Source organism: Nocardia sp. NPDC019219 (genome assembly GCF_040632645.1).
Taxonomy (GTDB): Bacteria; Actinomycetota; Actinomycetes; order Mycobacteriales; family Mycobacteriaceae; genus Nocardia; species Nocardia sputorum.
On record NZ_JBEYCG010000002.1, the window covers coordinates 547,419 to 566,341 of the forward strand.

19 protein-coding genes are annotated in these 18,923 nt (G+C 69.8%); 14 read left to right on the forward strand and 5 right to left on the reverse strand.

Annotated features, from left to right (window positions below; genetic code table 11):
• Nucleotides 1-4 precede the first annotated feature (4 nt).
• Both ABZ552_RS07060 and ABZ552_RS07065 read right to left on the reverse strand, forming a co-directional pair.
• Nucleotides 5-1,171 (reverse strand): serpin family protein, encoded by a 1,167-nt coding sequence (locus tag ABZ552_RS07060; RefSeq protein ID WP_357435952.1) that lies wholly within the window; start codon nucleotides 1,169-1,171, stop codon nucleotides 5-7.
• A gap of 41 nt (nucleotides 1,172-1,212) precedes the next feature.
• Entirely contained in the window at nucleotides 1,213-2,196 is a 984-nt protein-coding gene (locus tag ABZ552_RS07065; protein WP_281879004.1) for a zinc-binding dehydrogenase, read from the reverse strand.
• Nucleotides 2,197-2,281: 85 nt separating this feature from the next.
• Here ABZ552_RS07065 and ABZ552_RS07070 point away from each other — a divergent pair, with 85 nt between their 5' ends.
• Nucleotides 2,282-2,857, forward strand: a complete 576-nt coding sequence (locus tag ABZ552_RS07070) for a TetR/AcrR family transcriptional regulator (protein ID WP_281879005.1) — start codon at nucleotides 2,282-2,284, stop codon at nucleotides 2,855-2,857.
• 45 nt (nucleotides 2,858-2,902) lie between these two features.
• On the opposite strand, the gene ABZ552_RS07075 is transcribed toward ABZ552_RS07070, so the two are convergent.
• From ABZ552_RS07075 to ABZ552_RS07085, 3 genes are all read right to left on the reverse strand, one after another.
• Nucleotides 2,903-3,616: an HD domain-containing protein gene (locus ABZ552_RS07075; protein WP_281879006.1), complete on the reverse strand. Its 714-nt coding sequence runs from the start codon at nucleotides 3,614-3,616 to the stop codon at nucleotides 2,903-2,905.
• Between the two features lie 43 nt (nucleotides 3,617-3,659).
• Nucleotides 3,660-4,109 carry an SgcJ/EcaC family oxidoreductase gene (locus ABZ552_RS07080; protein ID WP_281917889.1) on the reverse strand — a complete coding sequence of 150 codons (450 nt, stop codon included), beginning with the start codon at nucleotides 4,107-4,109 and terminating at the stop codon, nucleotides 3,660-3,662.
• A 69-nt stretch (nucleotides 4,110-4,178) separates the two neighbouring features.
• Nucleotides 4,179-4,805: an alpha-ketoglutarate-dependent dioxygenase AlkB gene (locus ABZ552_RS07085; RefSeq protein WP_357435955.1), complete on the reverse strand. Its 627-nt coding sequence runs from the start codon at nucleotides 4,803-4,805 to the stop codon at nucleotides 4,179-4,181.
• A 52-nt stretch (nucleotides 4,806-4,857) separates the two neighbouring features.
• Here ABZ552_RS07085 and ABZ552_RS07090 point away from each other — a divergent pair, with 52 nt between their 5' ends.
• From ABZ552_RS07090 to metK, 13 genes are all read left to right on the forward strand, one after another.
• Complete coding sequence (locus tag ABZ552_RS07090; protein ID WP_357435957.1) at nucleotides 4,858-5,394, forward strand: SAM-dependent methyltransferase; 537 nt, start codon at nucleotides 4,858-4,860, stop codon at nucleotides 5,392-5,394.
• Nucleotides 5,395-5,539: 145 nt separating this feature from the next.
• Complete coding sequence (pyrR, locus tag ABZ552_RS07095; protein WP_281879011.1) at nucleotides 5,540-6,172, forward strand: bifunctional pyr operon transcriptional regulator/uracil phosphoribosyltransferase PyrR; 633 nt, start codon at nucleotides 5,540-5,542, stop codon at nucleotides 6,170-6,172.
• Nucleotides 6,173-6,212: 40 nt separating this feature from the next.
• Nucleotides 6,213-7,172 (forward strand): aspartate carbamoyltransferase catalytic subunit, encoded by a 960-nt coding sequence (locus ABZ552_RS07100; RefSeq protein WP_281879013.1) that lies wholly within the window; start codon nucleotides 6,213-6,215, stop codon nucleotides 7,170-7,172.
• A gap of 46 nt (nucleotides 7,173-7,218) precedes the next feature.
• The gene (locus ABZ552_RS07105; RefSeq protein WP_281917892.1) at nucleotides 7,219-8,535 is read left to right on the forward strand and encodes a dihydroorotase; all 1,317 of its coding nucleotides are present in this window, start codon (nucleotides 7,219-7,221) and stop codon (nucleotides 8,533-8,535) included.
• A gap of 38 nt (nucleotides 8,536-8,573) precedes the next feature.
• Nucleotides 8,574-9,095 carry a transporter gene (locus ABZ552_RS07110; protein WP_281879018.1) on the forward strand — a complete coding sequence of 174 codons (522 nt, stop codon included), beginning with the start codon at nucleotides 8,574-8,576 and terminating at the stop codon, nucleotides 9,093-9,095.
• Nucleotides 9,092-10,204, forward strand: coding sequence for a glutamine-hydrolyzing carbamoyl-phosphate synthase small subunit (carA, locus tag ABZ552_RS07115; protein WP_281879020.1), 1,113 nt, complete (start codon nucleotides 9,092-9,094; stop codon nucleotides 10,202-10,204). Before ABZ552_RS07110 ends, carA begins: the two co-directional genes overlap by 4 nt.
• Nucleotides 10,204-13,512, forward strand: coding sequence for a carbamoyl-phosphate synthase large subunit (carB, locus tag ABZ552_RS07120; RefSeq protein ID WP_357435960.1), 3,309 nt, complete (start codon nucleotides 10,204-10,206; stop codon nucleotides 13,510-13,512). Before carA ends, carB begins: the two co-directional genes overlap by 1 nt.
• A 25-nt stretch (nucleotides 13,513-13,537) precedes the next feature.
• The gene (pyrF, locus tag ABZ552_RS07125; RefSeq protein ID WP_281919543.1) at nucleotides 13,538-14,362 is read left to right on the forward strand and encodes an orotidine-5'-phosphate decarboxylase; all 825 of its coding nucleotides are present in this window, start codon (nucleotides 13,538-13,540) and stop codon (nucleotides 14,360-14,362) included.
• Nucleotides 14,363-14,933: 571 nt separating this feature from the next.
• Entirely contained in the window at nucleotides 14,934-15,254 is a 321-nt protein-coding gene (gene mihF, locus ABZ552_RS07130; RefSeq protein ID WP_028476708.1) for an integration host factor, actinobacterial type, read from the forward strand.
• A gap of 8 nt (nucleotides 15,255-15,262) precedes the next feature.
• On the forward strand, nucleotides 15,263-15,847 hold the full coding sequence (gmk, locus tag ABZ552_RS07135; protein WP_281879026.1) for a guanylate kinase: 585 nt from the start codon (nucleotides 15,263-15,265) through the stop codon (nucleotides 15,845-15,847).
• A 26-nt stretch (nucleotides 15,848-15,873) separates the two neighbouring features.
• Nucleotides 15,874-16,155, forward strand: a complete 282-nt coding sequence (rpoZ, locus tag ABZ552_RS07140) for a DNA-directed RNA polymerase subunit omega (protein WP_039798918.1) — start codon at nucleotides 15,874-15,876, stop codon at nucleotides 16,153-16,155.
• 43 nt (nucleotides 16,156-16,198) lie between these two features.
• A complete protein-coding gene (gene coaBC / locus ABZ552_RS07145; RefSeq protein ID WP_159837793.1) occupies nucleotides 16,199-17,422 on the forward strand; it encodes a bifunctional phosphopantothenoylcysteine decarboxylase/phosphopantothenate--cysteine ligase CoaBC in 1,224 nt (407 codons plus the stop codon).
• Between the two features lie 225 nt (nucleotides 17,423-17,647).
• A complete protein-coding gene (gene metK / locus ABZ552_RS07150; RefSeq protein ID WP_281879028.1) occupies nucleotides 17,648-18,859 on the forward strand; it encodes a methionine adenosyltransferase in 1,212 nt (403 codons plus the stop codon).
• Nucleotides 18,860-18,923 lie beyond the last annotated feature (64 nt).

The window sequence follows — 18,923 nt, forward strand, 5'->3', positions numbered from 1 at the left end:
CGCCTCAGGCCGTGGCGTCGGGGGATGTCGCGGGCGGGGTGGCAATCCAACCCGCGACGACCGCGAGGCCGGACAGGCGATGCACGGCGAGAAAGCCGAAGGGCCGGTCGAAGACCACCGAGACGACGGGCGCGTGGTTGTGCCGCAGTGGGGCCGTCGCGGCGCGTAATGCGAAGGCCGTCACGGCGGCGGCCTCGAAACCCTCGTGGCCGAACCGGGCGAGCACCTCTTGTGCTCCTTGGCCGACGCAGAGCGGCAACGATGAGATCGCCGGAAAGTGACCATGGGAGCAGTCGGCCGCGTCGGCGAGGCCGAACAGGCCGGCTGCGGCGAGGAGATCGTGGGTGGATCGAACTTCGAAGGGAGGCAGGTGGAGTCGCAGTTGTCCGCTGCGGGTCTGCACCGGCTCGCTGCGCACGGTGAGCCCCGGCCCCGCGCTGCCGACCGGTAGATCGGAGCGGATCGGCACGGCGCCCGCCAGTGCCGCCAGGCCCGTTTCCAGTACGACGCCGGCGGTGCCCGTACCGGTCAGGAGATGGACGTCGAGATCGGCGACACCTTCGACGACAACGCGGGTGACCGGTTGCGGCGCGTCCAGGATCGCGGCATTCGCCGGATCGCCGCTCACCCGGGACAGGCCGGGACCACGATGCCCCTGCCAGGGGCCGTCTTTCGAGGTCAGGGTCCCGACGTCGAAGGGAATCTTCCACCGGGTCTTCGCGACCAGTGCGGTGGCGAGCACCAGCAGCGCGCCGGGATCGACCGCGACGGGGAACCGTTCGATGAGCCCGCCGGTGTGCCGGGCGGCCCAGCTGTCGAGCTCGGATTGCCCGGCCAGCCGGGCGAGGACTCCCTCGGGCAGCGCCCGCGACCATGCCTCGTGCAGCGGCAGATCGCGGCCCACCCACACGCCGAGTGCCGCCGACACCGCGTCCGAGCGCCGGATATCGCGCAACAACCGGAGCGCCGAGTCTTGTCCGTTCGCCGCCGGTAGGCCGACCGCTGTCGCCAGCTCATTCCGCGCCGGACCGTCCGCCGCGGAGGCGAGCAAGGCCAGCAGTGGCCAGACCCCGGCGCCGGAGACCACGAAGTCTTGCTCGCCCGCCGCCGCGCACCACCGTGCCGTGAGGGCGTTGGCGGCACCGACATGGGATTCGAGGGACGTCCGCACGCAACCACCCTAGTCACGGCCGCGCGGTCCTCGGGCCGCTCTCAGGACATGGCGATTCCCGGACGCAGCACGATCTTGCCCAGCGGCGCTCGATCCTCCAGCAGCCGATGCGCGTGGCTCGCCTGGTCCAGCGGCAGCACCGCCTCGACCAGCGGATCGAGTCCGCCCCTCGCCGCGCGGGCCAGCACGGTGTCGCGCGCCCGGGCGACTCGATCCAGCCAGTCCGGTCCCGCGCAGCCGGTGAAGGTCAGGCCGCGCATGATCAGGTCGGCCGCCGACACCTGGGCGGGCGCGCCGGACAACCAGCCGTAGCCCAGCATGCGGCCGCGCAGGGGTGTCATCAGGTCCAGCAGGTCTGTGGCGCTTCCACCGCCGATCGAATCGAACACCACGTCCACCGTCGCGCCACCGAGTGTTTCGCGCAGCCGGGTGATCCACGCCGGATCGTTGTGGTCGATCACGTCGTCGGCTCCCAGCTCACGCGCCCTGGCCGCCTTTTCCGGGCCGCCGGCGGTGCCGATGACGCGAGCCGCTCCGAACTCCTTGGCCAGCTGCGTCAGGGCGCTGCCGATACCGGTGGCGGCGGCCTCGATCAGGACGGTTTCGGCACCGGTCAGCGCGGCGGTCTCCAGCAGTGGAATCGCCACCGATCCGTTCATCAGCACTGCCGCGGCGTCCACGGTGGACAGGCCGTCCGGAATGCGCGCAACCGAATCCGCGGGACCGGCGACGAATTCGGCGTAGGCGCCGAAACCTCTGGTCGCCACCACGACTCGTTGCCCGATGAGCGCCGGATCGACTTGCGCGCCGACCTCCGTGACGACTCCCGCCGCCTGGAAACCGAAGACCAGCGGTAGCGGCGCGTCGATGGGGAACTCGCCGGAGCGCAGTTTGGTCTCCGGGAACAGCACCGGGATCGCCTCGGCGCGGATGACCACCTCGTCGGCGGCCGCCCGCGGCGCCGGGACCTCCGTGGTCACCAGCACGTCCGGGCTTCCCGTCGCCGTCATTACGATTGCCTGCATCACGAACTCCATAAGTTGACTGACGGTCCAATTATCTCGCTCGATGATATGGACCGTCGGTCAAGTTGTCTAGAAAGCGGGTGCGATGGGCGACGAACGGCCCAGGGAACGGGCGGACGCGGCGCGCAACCGGCGGGCGATCCTGGACGCCACGTTCGCGCTGCTGGCCGAGCACGGCGCCGAGGCCATCACCATGGACCGCGTCGCGGCCGCCGCCGGAGTGGGTAAAGGCACGATCTTCCATCGTTTCGGCAACCGCGCCGGGCTCTTGCACGAGATGGTGGCGCAGAGCGCGGTCGCGCTGATGGACGCGATCAGCAGTGGACCGCCACCCCTTGGCCCCGGCGCGCCCGCCGACGCCCGCCTGATCGCCTACTTCGACGCCATGGCGCGGCTGGTGATCGACAATTCCGAGCTGATGGTCGCCTATCGCACCGAGCCGCCGCATCCGAGGACGGCCGAGTTCCACGCGTTCTGGGACAACCACATCACCACGTTGCTGCGCGAAGCTCGTCCTGACCTGGATGCCGAAGTGGTCGGGCGGCTGCTGCTGGGCGCGCTGAGCGCCGAACTGGTGCCGGCCATGGTCCGGGCGGGCGAGACCGAGCGCTTGCTGGCGGCGGTGCGGGAGCTGGTCGAATCGGTGCTGCGCAGCCCGTGACGATCCTTGTGCCGCGGCATCGGGTACGCCGTGCCTGCGCGGTGATCAGTCTCGCGACAGAATGGCCTCGAAGCGCTCGTCGGCCCGGTCGAGCTGATCGAGGATATGCTGCCGGACGTGGTCGGCGAGCGGCGTGTCCGGCCGGGTGACCAGGTCGCGGTATACGTCGGTGAGCGGACGGTACTTGGCGGCCAGCTTCGCCATCGCGGGGCCGGTGGCGTAGAGGATGCCGACGCCGTTGTCGGTGAAGTCGGACAGCTTGATGACGCGGGCCCACGGGTCCCGGTCCAGATTCATCGCGACATGCTCGCGGTACTGTGCCTGCCGGTCACGCGCCGGATCCGGTTCAGGATTGGTCACCGCCGCCACGAGATCGGCCACTCGCGCCCCGAAACGATCGGTGAGCGCGCCCAGCGCGGCGTCGACGGCCGGCCCCGATCGATCGGCCGCCAGCTCGGCGGCGTGGTCCTCGACCGAGTCGTGCAGCAGCCCCGCCGCGACCACGTCGGGGTCCCGGACCTCGTAGTGGCTGATGATCCGAATCGTCACGCGCAGTAGATGACTGAGGTAGGGCTCGCGGCCGTACCGATCGTCCTTATGCAGGTCGGCCGCGAGATCGAGCGCCGCGGCCAAGCGTGGCGTATCCGGCAGCTCGGCGATTTCCAGCAGTAGTCGTTCCCGCAGCCCGGCCTCGCCGTAGACCTCGCTGATCGTGTGCAGCGGCATCACGGCCAAGACCCCCGCCCCTGGATTGCTCATGCTGCCAGGCTAACCGGAGCGGGGGACACATGACGGACGACGATCACTCGGCCTTCGGCACCAGAGTGTTCTGCCGGGCGGCGATGTGCCAGCGCTCGCCCTCCTTGACGAAGACGTACAGCGCGATCATGGCGTGGTCGTGCTCGATGAGCTCGCCGTCCGGTGTGGTCGCCCACGCGCGCTTGTGCGCGATCGCGACGTCCGGGCGCAGGAACGTGATGTCGGCGATCTCGTAACGGGCGTACTGGTCTCGCAGGAACCCGGCCAGACCTCTGCGGTTGGAGTCGAGCAGCGCGTCGAATCCGGTGATCAGCGTGCCCATAGCGTTGACGACGGCCGCGTTGGCGGTGAAATCCGCCGACAGCAGGTCGGCGTCGTTGGTGTTGAAGCCGGTCTCCGCGTTGGCGACGATCTGCCGGATCGCCGCGATGTCGTCGGAGTGGTCGACCGTCGTGTCCTCGACCAGGGGTGGTGTGGATGCTGTCGTGCTCATGCCGACGAGCTTCCGACCTGAACGTCGGTTCAGGTCAAGTCGTGCACATTGTGGCTTGGCGCACAAGGGTCAGCGGACGCCGCGCGGCCGGTACTGAATGCTGATCCGCGGACCGGTGGGCTTGCGCGTCTTCGGCACGGCGTGCTCCCAGGTGCGCTGACAAGATCCCCCCATGACCAGCAGGTCGCCATGTCCCACAACATATTTGATGCTCTGGCCGCCGCCGCGCGGCCGGAGCAGCAGCGCCCTCGGCGCTCCGATCGACACGATCGCGACCATGGTGTCGTGGGTGGCGCCGCGGCCGATGGTATCGCCGTGCCAGGCGACGCTGTCGCGTCCGTCCCGGTAGTAGCACAGGCCCGCGGTGCGGAACGGTTCGCCGAGTTCGGGCCGGTAGTGCTCGTTCAATGCCGTACGGGCGTCGGCCAACGCCGGGTCCGGCAGCGGCTCGTGCTCCGAGTAGAACCGCAGCAGCCGGGGTACCTCGACCACACGGTCGTACATCGGCCTGCGCTCGGCTTTCCACGGCACGCCGTCGACCAGCCGGTCGAACAACGCGTCCGCGCCCGACAACCAGCCGGGCAGGAGATCCACCCAGGCCCCGTGGTCCAGCACGGTGCGGCGCGCATCGCGAAGCGGCGCGAACTCGGTGTCGCCGAACCCGTCGAGCAACGATCCTTGCAGCGGCGTGGACATGCGCCCGAGCCTACCGTCGATCGAACATATGTGCTAGCGGTTTTCGGTCAAGGTGTCGGAGCTGCCGCTGCCCGGCGAACTCGACGTCTTCGAGATCGACCTGCCGGAGCTGTTCGCGTTCAAGGAGCCGGTGCTGGCCGCCGCCGACGCGCGGACGGTTTGCGCACGTCATGTCGTGGCCGCCGATCTGCGGGGAGACTGGGCGGGCGCCCTGCGCGCGAGCGGGTTCCGGGCCGAGGTCCCGACCCACTGGATCGACGAGGGTGTCCTCGGCTATCTGCGGCGCGAGGAAGCGATCCGGGTGGTGGACACGCTCACCGACCTGTCCGCGCCGGGCAGTCGCTTCGGTGTCGCCCAGTTCGACTCCGACCAGCACAGCGAGCGATACGCCGAACTGCGCCGCTTGGTGCGGCCCGGGGCCGACGGGCCGCGCGAACCGAGTGGACTGGGACCGGAGGCCGGACAATGGCTCGCCGAGCACGGATGGCGAACCACCTTCCGGGCCTGGGACGATCTGGTGGCGCCACTCGGCCGTCCGGCCGCTCTGGGCAGCCGGGATCTGGGACTCGTCCTCGCGGTGCGCCGGTAGCCCGCCGCCGGCTTCCCCGCCGCGACCAGTGGCCCCGCTCACAGCGCGATATGCCTGGTGAAAACGGGGTTCGACGCGCTGCTACGCTGCTTGCCGTAAGACATCCTTTAACGGACCGTCCGGTGAGGCGGGGAAGGAGGTCGGCATGGCCGTGCCCGAAGAACGGGCCGCCAAGTCCGGCGCTGCGGAGACATCGCAGCGACATACCCCGGAGTGGGTGGCGGCGGGGCGAGAGCTGTTGTCGGCTTCGGATGTCGGGCGGACCGTCGCGCGCATCGCGCATCAGATCATCGAGAAGACCGCGCTGGACTCGGGCGAACCGGACGCGCCGCGGGTGGTGCTGATCGGCATTCCCACCCGGGGAACGACCCTGGCCGCGCGGCTCACCGAGAAGATCGAGGAATTCTCCGGCGTCCGCCCGGCTCTGGGCTCGCTCGACATCACGCTGTACCGCGACGATCTGCGCAGCCGCCCGCACCGGCCGCTGGAACGCACCTCCGTTCCGGAAGGCGGCATCGAGGACGCGCTGGTGGTCCTGGTCGACGACGTGCTGTTCTCCGGTCGCACCGTCCGCTCCGCCCTCGACGGCCTGCGTGATCTGGGCCGCCCGCGCGCGGTGCAGCTGGCGGTGCTCATCGACCGCGGTCACCGCGAACTGCCGATCCGCGCCGATTACGTGGGCAAGAACGTACCGACCAGCCGTTCCGAGGACATCTCGGTGCTGCTGACCGAACACGACGGCCGTGACGGCGTCTACCTGCATCAGGAGGAGGCGTGATGGGTATGCCGCACGCCGGCTCGCGGCAGGAGGCAGGCGCGTGAGGCATCTGCTGTCGGTCGCCGCGCTCGATCGCGCGGCCGCGAACGAGCTGCTCGACGAGGCCGAACGCTTCGAACAGGCCCTGCTCGGCCGTGAGGTGCACAAGCTGCCCACGCTGCGCGGACGCACCGTGATGACGGTCTTCTACGAGAACTCCACCCGGACGCGGGTGTCGTTCGAGGTGGCGGGCAAGTGGATGAGCGCGGACGTGATCAACGTCAGCGCGAGCAGCTCCTCGGTCGCCAAGGGCGAATCGCTGCGCGACACCGCGCTGACCTTGCACGCCGCGGGAGCCGACGCACTGATCGTGCGGCACCCGGCCTCCGGCGCCGCGCACCAGATCGCGCGCTGGATGGACGAGTGGGCGGTGTCGGCCGGGCGCACCTCCGGTCCGGCGGTGATCAACGCGGGTGACGGCACGCATGAGCATCCGACCCAGGCTCTGCTGGACGCGCTGACGCTCCGGCAGCGGCTCGGCGACATCGAGGGCAAGCGGGTCGTCATCGTCGGTGACATCCTGCACAGCCGGGTGGCCCGATCCAACGTCTTCCTGCTGGCCACGCTCGGCGCGGAGGTCGTGCTGGTCGCCCCGCGCACACTGCTGCCGGTCGGCGTGCAAGCCTGGCCCGCTCGCGTCTCGCACCATCTGGACGCCGAGCTGATCGGCGCCGACGCGGTGCTGATGCTGCGCGTGCAGGCCGAGCGTATGAACGGCGGGTTCTTCCCGTCGGCCCGCGAGTACTCGATCACCTACGGGCTGTCCGAGCGCAGGCTGGCGCTGCTGGAGGACCACGCCGTCGTGCTGCACCCCGGCCCGATGCTGCGTGGCATGGAAATCGCGTCCTCGGTCGCGGACTCTCCGAAAGCCGCTGTGCTGCAACAGGTCACCAACGGCGTGCACGTGCGGATGGCGGTGCTGTTCCGCCTGCTCGTCGGGACCCAGGAGGCAGTCGCATGAGTGCCGTGACCGCGCAGGGCGCCGCTGGTGCCGGAGAGGACGCAGCATGAGTGAGCACACCGCCGTCTTGATCAAGGGCGCGCTGCTGTACGGCGAGGGCGAACCGGTCGACGTGCTCGTCGCCGACGGCGAGATCCGCCGGATCGGCACCGATCTGGACGTCGTCGACGCCGAGATCATCGGGGCGCACGGCCAGATCCTGCTGCCGGGCTTCGTCGACTTGCACACCCACCTGCGCGAGCCGGGCCGCGAGGACACCGAGACCATCGAGTCGGGATCCGCGGCCGCCGCGCTGGGCGGCTACACCGCGGTGTTCGCGATGGCCAACACCAACCCGGTCGCCGACTCGGTGGTCGTCACCGATCACGTGTGGCGACGCGGCCGGGAGGTCGGCCTGGTCGACGTGTATCCGGTCGGCGCGGTCACCGTCGGGCTCGAGGGCAAGCAGCTCGCCGAGATGGGGACCATGGCCGCGGGCGTGGGCGCCGTGCGCATGTTCTCCGACGACGGCCATTGCGTCTACGACCCGCTGATCATGCGCCGCGCCCTGGAGTACGCGAACTCGCTCGGGGTGCTGATCGCCCAGCACGCGGAGGAGCCGCGACTGACCAAGGGCGCCATCGCGCACGAGGGGCCCACCGCGGCCCGGCTGGGGCTGGCCGGCTGGCCGCGCGCGGCCGAGGAATCCATCGTGGCGCGCGACGCCCTGCTGGCGCGGGACGCCGGCGCGCGGGTGCACATCTGCCACGCGTCCACGGCGGGCACCGTGGAGCTGGTGCGGTGGGCGAAGTCCCAGGGCATCTCCATCACCGCCGAGGTCACCCCGCACCACCTGCTGCTGGACGACTCGCGGCTGGAGACCTACGACGCGGTCAACAAGGTCAATCCGCCGCTGCGCGAGGCGTCCGACGCCGCCGCGCTGCGGCAGGCGCTGGCGGAGGGGATCATCGACTGCGTCGCCACCGACCACGCGCCGCACGCCGAGCAGGACAAGTGCTGCGAGTTCGCCGCCGCCCGGCCCGGCATGCTGGGACTGGAGACGGCGCTGTCGATCATCGTGCGGACCATGGTCGAGCCCGGGCTGCTGGACTGGCGCGGCGTCGCCCGCGTGATGAGCGAGCGCCCGGCCGCGATCGTCGGCCTGGACGAGCACGGCAGGCCGCTCGAGGTCGGCGAGCCGGCCAACCTGACGCTGGTCGACCCGAAGGCGAGCTGGACGGTGCGCGGCAGGGAACTGGCCAGCATCTCGAACAACACGCCGTTCGAGGCGATGACCTTCCCGGCGCGGGTGACGGCGACGCTGCTGCGCGGCCGGGTCACCGCCAGGGACGGCAAGGCGCTGGGCCACCGGGCGGAGGCATAGATGAGCGACCGAGGCGCGGCCCTTCGAGGAGGTTCGTAGTGGAGAGAACACTCTGGGTGGTGGGGCTGCTGGTGCTGTTCGCGGTCTGCCTCTGGCTGATGTACCGGGGTTGGCGCAACCGTGCGGCACGTCAGGCAGAGCGCATCGGCACGTTGCCCGCCGTGCCCGCCGAACTCGGCGCGCAAGTGCTGGAGCCGACCACCGGCCTCTACCTGGGCAGTACGATCGCGCCCAGCTGGCAGGACCGGATCACGGTGGGGGACCTGGGTTTCCGGGCCACCGCGGAACTCACGCGGTTCGAACGGGGGATTCTGCTCGAACGTGACGGCGCGACGGTGATCTGGATTCCGCAGGAATCCATCACCGCGGTGCGCACCGAACGCGGCCACGCGGGCAAAGTGATGACGGAAGATGGTGTGCTGGTCATTCGCTGGAAGCTGCCGACCGGAACCGAGATCGATACGGGTTTCCGCGGCGACGACAAGTCGGTCTACCCGGCTTGGCGCCGGCTTCCGGCGGCGGATCAGAGCGGGACGATGACGGGAGATGACGAGGGATGACAGGAGAAGCAGCACTGGTGCTGGAGGACGGCCGGGTATTCCGCGGCCGGGCCTACGGCGCCGTGGGCCAGACGCTCGGTGAGGCGGTGTTCTGCACCGCGATGACCGGGTATCAGGAGACCCTCACCGACCCGTCCTACCACCGCCAGATCGTGGTGGCGGCCGCGCCGCAGATCGGCAACACCGGCTGGAACGACGAGGACGACGAGTCCACCAAGATCTGGGTCGCCGGGTACGCGGTGCGCGACCCCGCGCGACGCGCGTCCAACTGGCGCGCCACCAGGACGCTGCCGGACGAGCTGGAACGGCAGCAGGTCGTCGGCATCGCGGGCATCGACACCCGCGCGCTGGTCCGTCACCTGCGCACCCGTGGCTCGATGAAGGCGGGCATCTTCTCCGGTGCCGCGCTGGCGGCGGCCGACGAGCTGGTGGCCAGGGTGAACGGGCAGCCGTCCATGCTGGGCGCCGACCTGGCCGGTGAGGTGACCACCGACGCGCTCTACACGATCGAGCCGGACGGCGACCACCGGCGCACGGTCGTCGCGGTCGACCTCGGGATCAAGACCAACACCCCGCGCATGTTCGCGCAGCGCGGCATGCGGGTGCACGTGGTGTCCTCGACCACCACGCTGGACCAGATCCTCGAACTGAAGCCGGACGGGGTCTTCCTGTCCAACGGCCCCGGCGACCCGGCCACCGCCGACACGGCGGTCGAGCTGACCCGGGGCGTGCTGGGCACGGGTCTGCCGCTGTTCGGCATCTGCTTCGGCAACCAGATCCTCGGCCGCGCGCTCGGCCGGGGCACCTACAAGATGAAGTTCGGCCACCGCGGCATCAACATCCCGGTGGTGGAGCACGAGACCGGCCGGATCTCGATCACCGCGCAGAACCACGGGTTCGCGCTGGAGGGCGAGCGGGGCGAGCGGTTCGACACCCCCTTCGGCACCGCCGAGGTGAGTCACGTCTGCGCCAACGACGGCACGGTGGAAGGCGTGCGGCTGGTCGACGGCCGGGCCTTCTCCGTGCAGTACCACCCGGAGGCCGCCGCCGGTCCCCACGACGCCGCGTACCTGTTCGACCGTTTCGCCGGTCTCATGGAAGGAGCCTGATGCCTCGCCGCGAGGATCTGAAGCACATCCTGGTGATCGGTTCTGGCCCGATCGTCATCGGCCAGGCGTGCGAATTCGACTACTCCGGCACGCAGGCGTGCCGGGTGCTGCGGGCCGAGGGCCTGCGGGTGTCGCTGGTCAACTCGAACCCGGCGACGATCATGACCGACCCGGAGTTCGCCGACTCCACCTACGTGGAGCCGATCACGCCGGAGTTCGTGGAGAAGGTCATCGACAAGGAGCGTCCGGACGCCATCCTGGCCACCCTGGGTGGTCAGACCGCGCTGAACACCGCGGTCGCGCTGCACGAGCGCGGTGTGCTGGAGAAGTACGGCGTGGAGCTGATCGGCGCCGACTTCGACGCGATCCAGCGTGGTGAGGACCGGCAGAAGTTCAAGGACATCGTGGCCAAGGTGGGTGGCGAGAGCGCCCGCTCGCGGGTCTGCTTCACCATGGACGAGGTCCGCGAGACGGTCGCCGAACTCGGTTACCCCGTGGTGGTGCGGCCCTCGTTCACCATGGGCGGCCTCGGTTCCGGCATGGCGTACAACGAAGCCGACCTCGATCGCATCGCCGGCGGCGGTCTGGCCGCCTCGCCCACCGCGAACGTCCTCATCGAGGAGTCCATCCTCGGCTGGAAGGAATACGAGCTCGAGCTGATGCGTGACGGCCGCGACAACGTCGTGGTGGTCTGCTCGATCGAGAACGTCGACCCGATGGGCGTGCACACCGGCGACTCGATGACCGTCGCCCCGGCGATGACGCTCACCGACCGTGAGTACCAGAAGCTGCGCGATCTCGGCATCGCCATCCTGCGCGAGGTCGGCGTGGACACCGGCGGCTGCAACATCCAGTTCGCGGTGAACCCGAGCGACGGCCGCCTGATCGTCATCGAGATGAACCCGCGCGTGTCGCGCTCGTCCGCGCTGGCGTCGAAGGCCACGGGCTTCCCGATCGCGAAGATCGCCGCCAAGCTGGCCATCGGCTACACGCTCGACGAGATCGTCAACGACATCACCAAGGAAACCCCGGCCTGCTTCGAGCCGACCCTCGACTACGTGGTCGTCAAGGCGCCGCGGTTCGCGTTCGAGAAGTTCCCCGGCGCCGACGGCACGCTCACCACCACCATGAAGTCCGTCGGCGAGGCGATGTCGCTCGGCCGCAACTTCACCGAGGCGCTGGGCAAAGTGCTGCGCTCGCTGGAAACCAAGGCAGCGGGCTTCTGGACCCAGGACGACGGCGCGTGGACCGACGTGGAGGCGATCCTGGAGGATCTGCGCACCCCCACCGAGGGACGCATCTACCAGGTGGAGCGCGCTGTGCGGCTGGGCGCGAGCATCGAGGACGTCGCCGCGGCCTCCGGCATCGACCCGTGGTTCGTCGCGGAGGTGGCCGGTCTGGTCGAGCTGCGCCAGGAGATCCTCGACGCGCCCGTGCTGGACGAGCCGCTGCTGCGGCGGGCCAAGCACTACGGCCTGTCCGATCGCCAGCTGGCCGCGCTGCGGCCGGAGCTGGCGGGGGAGACCGGCGTGCGCGCGCTGCGGCACCGGCTCGGCGTCCGCCCGGTCTTCAAGACCGTCGACACCTGCGCCGCCGAGTTCGAGGCCAAGACCCCGTACCACTACTCGGCCTACGAACTCGACCCCGCGGCCGAGTCCGAGGTGGCGCCGCAGCGCGAGCGCGAGAAGGTGATCATCCTCGGATCCGGGCCCAACCGGATCGGCCAGGGCATCGAGTTCGACTACTCGTGTGTCCACGCGGCGCAGACGCTGTCGCAGGCGGGTTACGAGACGGTGATGGTCAACTGCAACCCCGAGACCGTCTCCACCGACTACGACACCGCCGATCGCCTCTACTTCGAGCCGCTGACCTTCGAAGACGTGCTCGAGGTGTATCACGCCGAATGCGAGTCGGGCGTCGTGGCGGGCGTCATCGTGCAGCTGGGCGGACAGACGCCGCTCGGCCTCGCGCAGCGGCTCACCGCGGCGGGCGTGCCGGTGGTGGGCACCAGCGCGGCCGCCATCGACCTGGCCGAGGATCGCGGCGAGTTCGGCGACGTGCTGGTCGCGGCCGGGCTGCCCGCGCCGAAGTACGGCACCGCGACCACGTTCGCGCAGGCGCGCAAGATCGCCGCCGACATCGGTTACCCCGTGCTGGTGCGCCCGTCCTACGTGCTCGGCGGCCGCGGCATGGAGATCGTGTACGACGAGAACTCCCTGGAGGGCTACATCTCCCGCGCGACCGAGCTCAGCCCGGAGCACCCGGTGCTGGTCGACCGGTTCCTGGAGGACGCGATCGAGATCGACGTCGACGCGCTGTGCGACGGCGAGGAGGTCTACCTCGGCGGCGTGATGGAGCACATCGAGGAAGCGGGCATCCACTCCGGCGACTCCGCGTGCGCGCTGCCGCCGATCACGCTGGGCCGCAGCGACATCGAGGCGGTGCGCCGCTCGACCGTGGCGCTGGCCAAGGGCATCGGCGTGCGCGGCCTGCTCAACGTGCAGTACGCGCTCAAGGACGACGTGCTCTACGTGCTGGAGGCCAATCCGCGGGCGAGCCGGACCGTCCCGTTCGTGTCCAAGGCCACCGCGGTGCCGCTGGCCAAGGCCGCGGCGCGGATCATGCTCGGCGCCACCATCGCCGAACTCCGCAAGGAGGGCATGCTGCCGAGCGAGGGCGACGGCGGGCACGTCGCGCTGGACGCTCCGGTCGCGGTCAAGGAGGCCGTGCTGCCGTTCCATCGCTTCCGGCGCGCCGACGGCAGCGGCATCGATTCGCTGCTGTCGCCGGAGATGAAGTCCACCGGCGAGGTGATGGGCATCGACGCCGATTTCGGCACCGCCTTCGCCAAGAGCCAGACCGCCGCCTACGGCTCGCTGCCCACCGAGGGCACCGTGTTCGTCTCGATCGCCAACCGGGACAAGCGCGCGATGGTCTTCCCGGTGAAGCGCCTGCACGACCTCGGCTTCCGCATCCTCGCCACCGAGGGCACCGCGGAGATGCTGCGCCGCAACGGGATTCCGTGCGAGCAGGTGCGCAAGCACTCCGAGGTGAGCCCGGACGACGAGCCGACGATCGTGGAGCAGATCCGCGACGGCGAGGTCGACATGGTGTTCAACACGCCCTACGGCAACTCCGGCCCGCGGGTGGACGGCTACGAGATCCGCAGCGCGGCGGTCGGGGTGAACATCCCGTGCATCACCACCGTGCAGGGTGCGGCGGCCGCGGTGCAGGGCATCGAGGCCAGCATCAACGGCGGCATCGGGGTGCGGTCCCTGCAGGAACTGCACTCGGTGCTGCGTGGGTGAGCCGCGACCGGACGGAGTGGGCGAGATGAAGACCTTCGGCGAGCGCTTGCGGCACGCGATGCGGGACTTCGGGCCCGTCTGCGTCGGGATCGATCCGCATCCCGAACTGCTGCGGTCCTGGGGCCTCACCGAGGACGTCGAGGGCCTCGAACGCTTCGCCGAGATCTGCGTGGAGGCGTTCGACGGCCTGGTCGCCCTGGTCAAGCCGCAGGTCGCGTTCTTCGAGGCCTACGGCTCCGGCGGTCTGGCGGTTCTGGAGCGCGCCATCGCGGTGCTGCGCGCCTCGGGGACTCTGGTGCTCGCCGACGCCAAGCGCGGCGACATCGGGTCCACCATGGACGCCTACGCCCGGACCTGGCTGGCCGACGGCCCACTCGGGTCCGACGCGGTGACGGTCTCGCCGTATCTGGGATTCGGCTCCCTGGCACCGGCGCTGGCGCTCGCCGAGGCCGGTCACCGCGGCGTCTTCGTGCTCGCGGCCACCTCGAACCCCGAGGGAGCGCAGGTGCAGCGGGCGGTCGCCGCCGACGGCCGCACGGTCGCGCAGACGATGGTCGACGAGGTCGCGGCGCGCAACGCGGGCGCGGAGTTCGGTTCGGTCGGCGTCGTGGTCGGGGCCACGCTCAGCGCGGCGCCGGACTTGTCCGCGCTCAACGGCCCGATCCTCATGCCCGGGGTCGGCGCCCAGGGCGGCGGTCCGGAAAGCATTCGGGACCTGGTGCCGGAGCCGATGCTCGGGTCCGTGGTCCCGAACGTCTCGCGCGAGGTGCTGAAGGCGGGACCGACCGTCCCGGCACTGCGTGCCAGAGCGCAGGCGTTCCAGGACGCGTTCGCGTTCCTGCAGAAATGACCGCGAAAGGCCGGCGCACCCGCGCCGGCCTTTCGCCTTTTCCGCCTGCTGTGTGTGCAGGTGTTCGCACACACGTGCCCCTTATCGGGGTCTGTGCGGGCTCCTGGGCCGATTTCGGGGTTGATCCGTGCACCGGGATGGGCATATCGCTCCTGGGCCGGTGTACAGGGCCGGAAACCGGCACCGGATGCCGGTCATCGCGGCCGAATCGGCTCGGATGTGACGCGCGACACGCGCAAAAAACTCGCGACACGCGGAGAATTTCCAGAAAGTTCCTGGTAGGGCGCGCGCGGGGTTGCTGGAGAGATGCGCCGCCGTGTCGCAACCCTTCCGCAAACCATTCGGTTTGTCGAAAACGCCCTGATGGAGGCCCTTTTCGTGGAGCCGGCGCGGTGATGCGCTCGATGGCGCGGGCGGGACCGGCTCCAGGCAGCCGGTGCGCGGTGCTGATCCCGAATCATGCGCTGACCTGGGGGGTGGGTTCGCAATCAGCGGACGTCGTGGGTACGGTCGCTGAGACTGCCGGGTTACCGGCAGGAGTTGATGCAATGAACGATGAGACGGAGGAACCGTGGCCCTTCCCCAGCTGACTGACGAGCAGCGCGCCGCTGCTTTGGAGAAGGCGGCTGCCGCTCGCCGCGCTCGGGCGGAGCTCAAGGAGCGCTTGAAGCGTGGCGGCACCAACCTGAAGCAGGTCCTCACCGACGCCGAGACCGACGAGATCCTCGGCAAGATGAAGGTGTCGGCGTTGCTGGAGGCCCTGCCGAAGGTGGGCAAGGTCAAGGCGGCGGAAATCATGAGCGAGCTGGAGATCGCCCCCACCCGGCGGCTGCGCGGACTCGGCGACCGGCAGCGCAAGGCGCTGCTGGCCCGGTTCGACTTCGACGCCTGACGACGAGGGTGATCGAACACACGCGGAAGGGTCGACTGGTCGTACTGGTCGGCCCCTCGGCCGTGGGCAAGTCCACCGTGGTCCGCTGTGTCCGCGAACGACTGCCCGACCTGGTCTTCAGCGTGTCGGCAACGACCCGGGCCCCGCGGCCCGGGGAGGTCGACGGCCTCGACTACCACTTCGTCTCCCGTGCGGAGTTCGACGCGATGATCGAGGCGGGTGAGCTGCTCGAATGGGCGGAAATCCACGGCGGTTTGCAGCGTTCGGGCACCCCCGCCGGGCCGGTGCGCGCCGCTCTGGCGGAGGGCTTGCCGGTGCTGGTCGAAGTGGATCTGGAAGGTGCGCGATCGGTGCGCCGGGCGATCCCGGACGCGATCCTGGTGTTCCTGGCCCCGCCGAGCTGGGAGGAGTTGGTGGCGCGGCTGACCTCGCGCGGCACCGAGTCGCCCGAGGTGATCGAGCGCCGCCTGGAGACGGCGAGGATCGAGCTGGCCGCCTGTGACGAGTTCGACATCGTCATCGTGAACGACGAGGTGACCAGCGCCTGTGAGCAGTTGGTATCGTTGTTCGTTAGCACAAATTCGAGTTCGTGACCTCCCCAACACCAGGAGTCCCCCTAGTGAGCAGTACGGACACCAAGACCGCGCCCGCCTACGACACGCCGGTCGGCCTCACCAACCCGCCGATCGACGAGCTGCTCGAGCGCACGTCGTCCAAGTACGCCCTGGTCATCTACGCGGCCAAGCGGGCCCGGCAGATCAACGACTACTACAACCAGCTCGGCGACGGCATCCTCGAGTACGTCGGCCCGCTGGTCGAGCCGGGTCTGCAGGAGAAGCCGCTGTCGGTCGCCCTGCGCGAGATCCACTCCGACCTGCTCGAGCACTCCGAAGGCGAGTGAGGCGAACCGCGTTCGCCGTGACCACGACTAGGCCGGAGGCGTAGTGACCACAAGGATCGTCGTCGGCGTAGCCGGAGGGATCGCCGCCTACAAGGCGTGCTCTCTGGTCCGGCGATTCACCGAGACCGGACACGACGTCCGGGTGATCCCCACCACCTCGGCGCTGGAGTTCGTCGGCAAGGCGACCTTCGAGGCGTTGTCCGGAAACCCGGTGCACACCGGCGTGTTCTCCGACGTGCCGGAGGTTCCGCATGTTCGGCTGGGCCAGGAGGCGGACCTGGTGGTCATCGCCCCGGCGACCGCCGACCTCATGGCCCGCGCCGCGTCCGGCCGGGCCGACGACCTGCTCACCGCCACGCTGCTGACGGCCCGATGTCCGATCTTGTTCGCGCCCGCGATGCATACCGAGATGTGGGAGCATCCCGCGACTGCCGCGAACGTCGCGACGCTGCGCGCCCGCGGTGCGATCGTCATGGAGCCCGCGGCGGGCCGGCTCACCGGCGCCGACACCGGCCCGGGACGACTGCCCGAGCCCGAGGAGATCTTCGGCCTCGCGTCGCTGCTCATGGAGCGCGCCGACGCGATCCCGCGGGATCTGGAGGGCCGCCGGGTCGTCATCACGGCGGGCGGCACCAGGGAACCGCTGGATCCGGTGCGTTTCCTCGGCAACCGCAGCTCCGGCAAGCAGGGTTACGCGCTCGCGCGGGTCGCCGCCCAGCGCGGCGCCCACGTCACGCTGATCGCGGGCAACACGATCGAGATGGCGGCGCCTGCCGCTGTCGACCTGGTGCACATCACCACCGCCGAACAGCTGAAGACCGCCGTCGACAAGCACGCCGTCGGCTCCGACGCGGTGATCATGGCCGCGGCGGTCGCCGATTTCCGGCCGACCAACGTCGCCGCCGCCAAGATCAAGAAGGGCGCGGGCGAGCCCGACGTCATTCCGCTGACCAAGACCGACGACATCCTCGCCGGACTGGTGCAGGCGCGCCGCGACGGGCAGTTGCCCGGCACCGCGATCGTCGGCTTCGCCGCCGAGACCGGTGACGAGCACGGCGACGTCCTCACCCACGCGCGGGCCAAACTCGCCCGCAAGGGCTGCGACCTGCTCGTGGTCAACGCGGTCGGGGAGGGCAAGGCGTTCGAGGTGGACACCAACGACGGCTGGCTGCTCGGCGCGGACGGCACCGAACAGGCGCTCGATCACGGCTCGAAGGCCTTGCTGGCCAGCCGTGTGCTCGACGCGCTGAGCGTGTTGCTGCGCTGAACCGGGCGGCGTGCCTGTCAGGATTGCCATCCGATCCGTCGTTCGTCGGCGGTGTCGTCGAGTTTTCGGCACCTCCGGGACACCGGGAATTCAGCTGTCCGCAGTGGCTGTGTAGTTGGGGTCCGCCCTGTCGGTGATTTGGAATAGTCTGAGATGTAAGGGTTGCGACATAGCGTTACTGTCGCAAGCCGATACGAGTAACCCGTTGAGGGAGAGGGAAGAACTGTGCGCACGTCCGGGAGCCGGCTTTTCACCAGTGAGTCCGTGACCGAAGGTCATCCGGACAAAATCTGTGATGCCATCAGCGATTCCATTCTCGACGCGTTGCTCGCGGAGGATCCGCGCAGCCGGGTCGCGGTGGAAACCCTCGTGACGACCGGCCAGGTCCACGTCGCGGGTGAGGTCACCACATCGGCGTATGCCGATATTCCCCGTATTGTCCGGGAAAAGGTCCTGGAAATCGGATATGACTCGTCGGCAAAGGGTTTCGACGGAAATTCCTGCGGTGTGAATATCGCGATCGGCGCGCAGTCGCCGGATATCGCGCAGGGCGTCGACACCTCGCACGAAGCGCGTATCGGCGGCTCCGACGACGAGATCGAGCGGCAGGGCGCCGGCGATCAGGGCTTGATGTTCGGTTACGCCACCAAGGACACTCCCGAGCTGATGCCGCTGCCGATCGCGCTCGCGCACCGGCTGTCGCGCCGCCTGACCGAGGTGCGCAAGTCCGGGGTGCTGCCCTACCTGCGCCCGGACGGCAAGACCCAGGTCACCATCGAGTACGAGGGCGATCGTCCGGTCCGCCTGGACACGGTGGTCGTCTCCACTCAGCACGCCGCCGACATCGACCTGGACAACCTGCTCGCGCCCGACATCCGCGAGAAGGTGCTCGACGCGGTGCTCGCCGACCTGGACGTGCCGAGCCTGGACATCTCGGACATCCGCCTGCTGGTCAACCCGACCGGCAAGTTCGTGCTCGGTGGCCCGATGGGCGACGCGGGACTGACCGGCCGCAAGATCATCGTCGACACCTACGGCGGCATGGCCCGGCACGGTGGCGGCGCCTTCTCCGGCAAGGATCCGTCGAAGGTGGACCGCTCGGCCGCCTACGCCATGCGCTGGGTCGCCAAGAACGTGGTGGCGGCCGATCTGGCCGACCGGGTCGAGGTCCAGGTGGCCTATGCGATCGGCAAGGCGGCTCCGGTCGGCTTGTTCGTCGAGACCTTCGGCACCGAGAAGGTGGATCCGGCCCGCATCTCCACCGCCATCACCGAGGTCTTCGACCTGCGTCCCGGCGCGATCATCCGCGACCTGGACCTGTTGCGCCCGATCTACGCGCCGACCGCCGCGTACGGCCACTTCGGCCGCACCGACGTCGACCTGCCGTGGGAGCACACCGACCGCGCGGACAAGTTGCGCGCGGCCATCGGGCTCTGACCTCGATCAGGTCCGAGTGAACGAACCCGCGGCGGACACCTCCGCCACCGAGGCGGACGGTCCG

Bases quoted from the DNA above. Each gene is read 5' to 3' on its own strand.
- ABZ552_RS07080 (WP_281917889.1), bottom strand. From the start codon at position 4,109: ATGAGCACGACAGCATCCACACCACCCCTGGTCGAGGACACGACGGTC.
- ABZ552_RS07105 (WP_281917892.1), top strand. From the start codon at position 7,219: ATGAGTGAGCACACCGCCGTCTTGATCAAGGGCGCGCTGCTGTACGGC.
- pyrR (WP_281879011.1), top strand. From the start codon at position 5,540: ATGGCCGTGCCCGAAGAACGGGCCGCCAAGTCCGGCGCTGCGGAGACA.
- ABZ552_RS07085 (WP_357435955.1), bottom strand. From the start codon at position 4,805: ATGTCCACGCCGCTGCAAGGATCGTTGCTCGACGGGTTCGGCGACACC.
- ABZ552_RS07070 (WP_281879005.1), top strand. From the start codon at position 2,282: ATGGGCGACGAACGGCCCAGGGAACGGGCGGACGCGGCGCGCAACCGG.
- carB (WP_357435960.1), top strand. From the start codon at position 10,204: ATGCCTCGCCGCGAGGATCTGAAGCACATCCTGGTGATCGGTTCTGGC.
- pyrF (WP_281919543.1), top strand. From the start codon at position 13,538: ATGAAGACCTTCGGCGAGCGCTTGCGGCACGCGATGCGGGACTTCGGG.
- carA (WP_281879020.1), top strand. From the start codon at position 9,092: ATGACAGGAGAAGCAGCACTGGTGCTGGAGGACGGCCGGGTATTCCGC.
- ABZ552_RS07065 (WP_281879004.1), bottom strand. From the start codon at position 2,196: ATGCAGGCAATCGTAATGACGGCGACGGGAAGCCCGGACGTGCTGGTG.
- ABZ552_RS07075 (WP_281879006.1), bottom strand. From the start codon at position 3,616: ATGAGCAATCCAGGGGCGGGGGTCTTGGCCGTGATGCCGCTGCACACG.